This window comes from Gracilimonas sp., assembly GCF_035704785.1.
In the GTDB taxonomy this organism is placed as follows: domain Bacteria; phylum Bacteroidota; class Rhodothermia; order Balneolales; family Balneolaceae; genus Gracilimonas.
On record NZ_DASSWP010000056.1, the window covers coordinates 1 to 2,594 of the forward strand.

2 protein-coding genes are annotated in these 2,594 nt (G+C 41.1%); one reads left to right on the forward strand and one right to left on the reverse strand.

Features of this window, described 5'->3' with window-relative positions:
* Window positions 1–754 (forward strand): potassium transporter TrkG (locus VFM80_RS02860; protein ID WP_395069352.1); only part of this gene is annotated, 754 nt, incomplete at its 5' end.
* Window positions 755–763: 9 nt separating this feature from the next.
* Here the strand turns inward: VFM80_RS02860 and VFM80_RS02865 are convergent.
* Window positions 764–2,455, reverse strand: coding sequence for a potassium channel family protein (locus VFM80_RS02865; protein WP_395069354.1), 1,692 nt, complete (start codon window positions 2,453–2,455; stop codon window positions 764–766).
* Window positions 2,456–2,594: the final 139 nt, after the last annotated feature.

Below are 2,594 nucleotides of genomic sequence, written 5' to 3' on the forward strand. Positions count from 1 at the left end.
CGATTCAGCATATATTGACTGGGTCATTATCATTTTTATGTTTATTGCAGGGGTCAACTTTGCCATGCATTTTAGGTTGATAAGAGGTGACTACAAATCCTTTTTTGATAACCGTGAAATTCGCTTTTATTCACTTGTGGCGATGATCGGTATTCTCATTGTTTCCTGTTCTCTTTGGTTGTTAGATGAGTATCCCATTTTGGATGCGCTTAGATATGGGGCATTTCAGGTGTTATCAATTTTAACAACAACCGGATTTGGAACCGACAACTATGAAGTATGGAATACCGTAGGGGCATTTTTCCTTTTCTTACTCTTTTTTTCCGGAGGATGTGCAGGCTCTACCGGAGGGGGAATTAAGATGGTGCGATGGATGATACTGATCCGAAATACCGGTCGTGAGATCAAACAGATCATGCACCCCAAAGCTATTCTCCCGGTTCGAATTGGAGATCAGGCCATCAGCCAAAATATTCAGCGAACGGTACTGAGCTTCTTTATTCTTTATATTTTTATATTTGCCCTCGGTGCGTTCATTATTAGCCTGTTTGGGTATGATATTATGTCGTCCATTGGGGCAAGTATAGCTTCAATAGGAAACATCGGTCCTGGATGGGGTGAATTTGGGCCTACTGATAATTTTGCGCACTTACCTTATCTTGGAAAGTGGGTTCTTATATTATTGATGATGGTCGGGCGGCTTGAGATATTTACCGTATTAATATTGTTCTCTCCTGCTTTCTGGCGACAGTAAAAATACTGGTCAATCAGATTTATAATAATCGATAAACCTTTGCTCATCTTCAGACTGACCGATCAAAATGATCTCACTGTTTTCAGGGATAGGCTTGTTGGGATCCGGGTTGATATCCTGCTCTCCATCAACCTGGTAAGCGATCACATTGCACCCGGTTTTATGTCGGATGTCTGATTGAATTAATGATTTGCCAACGAGTTTATTTGGAGTATCCAAACTAAATACATTTAAGCCCTGAGCGATCATCACAATATCATTTTCCTCAAAAATGTTGAAAATGGCATTAGCTCCCATAGAGGCGTAACTCATCACAAAATCGGCTCCTGCACGATGCAGAGTATTAACATTTCGTTCCAAAGTTGAGCGGGCAACAATGTGAATATTTGGCCTTAAACTGCGGCAGTAAATAGTCAGATAAATATTAACATCATCCTGATTTGTTGTGATAATGACGTTGGGAGCTTCCTCTATACCGGCTTTCTTAAGGGTATCAAGTTCGGCGGCATCACCCACAATAAAATGCTCAGAATCTTTAATCCGGTCCGGATTCTTATCAATGATCTTATACTTGATATTCCGTCTTTCTAAATGAAGTGCGGTAGCGCGACCCACCCTTCCTGCCCCAATAATAACTACCGGCTCATCACTCACGCCGTATATCCCAAATAATTCATCATATTTTCTGAGCTGTTCTACTGTTCCGGCAAGTACCAATACACTGTGATTGTGAATCTCAACTTCAGGATGAGCACTTTGGAAGCTGCCTCTTTCCCAAACTCCAACGACATTAATTCCCAGGTCTTCGCGAATGCGACTTTCTTTTAAAGTCTTTCCCACCAATGGAGTGGCATATGTCGTTGCCTCTGCAATAACCAACCTTCCGAATCTACCAACAGTATGCACCCGAGCATCTTGCCCCAGCGTTCTTCGAGATAAGGCCCGCCCTAAAATATTACCCATATGCAGAACGTGATCACTTCCGGCTAATTTCAATATATCCATAGAATCGTAAGAATTGGCTGTTGAGACAATTTTTACGGTATCGGAAAATTCACGAATGGTGTGAGCAACGTTAGAATTAAACATATCGGTACCACCGGTGAATACGAGGGTTGCTTGTTCAACAAACATTTTTCGGTAAGTTTCAGGATCATCCGGCTCTCCAAGCATAACCCTATAGCCCTGATTATAAAGTTCAAGCGCTTGCTCAAGTTCATTTACCAGCAAAACATATTCGTGGCCATACTGATCAAGTTTCTGAATTAATGCCTTAGTAACAGCATCGAAACTGGTGATGATAATATGATCTTTGGTTCCTTCGGGAAGTTCTCGTGGCGCCCGGGCCCGGTGTTGAGCTTCCATCCAGGGGGCATAGAAAAACTCTATAAAGGTAAAGGGAAGCATGATGAGCAGAGAAACAACCCCTGAGATCAAAACGAAGACAGAAAAAACACGGCCCAGATCAGATGTAAAAGTAATATCGCCGAAGCCAAGAGTGGTCATGGTGGTCATGGTCCAATAAAAACCGGTAATCCAGGAATGCTTTTGGCCTTCATATTCCATGATCTCATGAAAGAGGATTCCATATACTATGATCATGGCAATAAGAATCAAAACAAAACGAATAAGCCGTTTTATGTTGATCTTGGTATTCCGGTTAGAAACGAAATAGCTGAGTTGTGAGGTAAAAAATTTCATGGAGGAAAGTTTAGTGTGGAAACGCCAATAAATAAATTAATAATATCGAAAGAAGAGAAAGACAAGAGCTTAAAGTTCAATTAGTTTCTAACAGTTTATCCAGTGATTCCTTACTTCCCATTATAACTATTCGATCCGT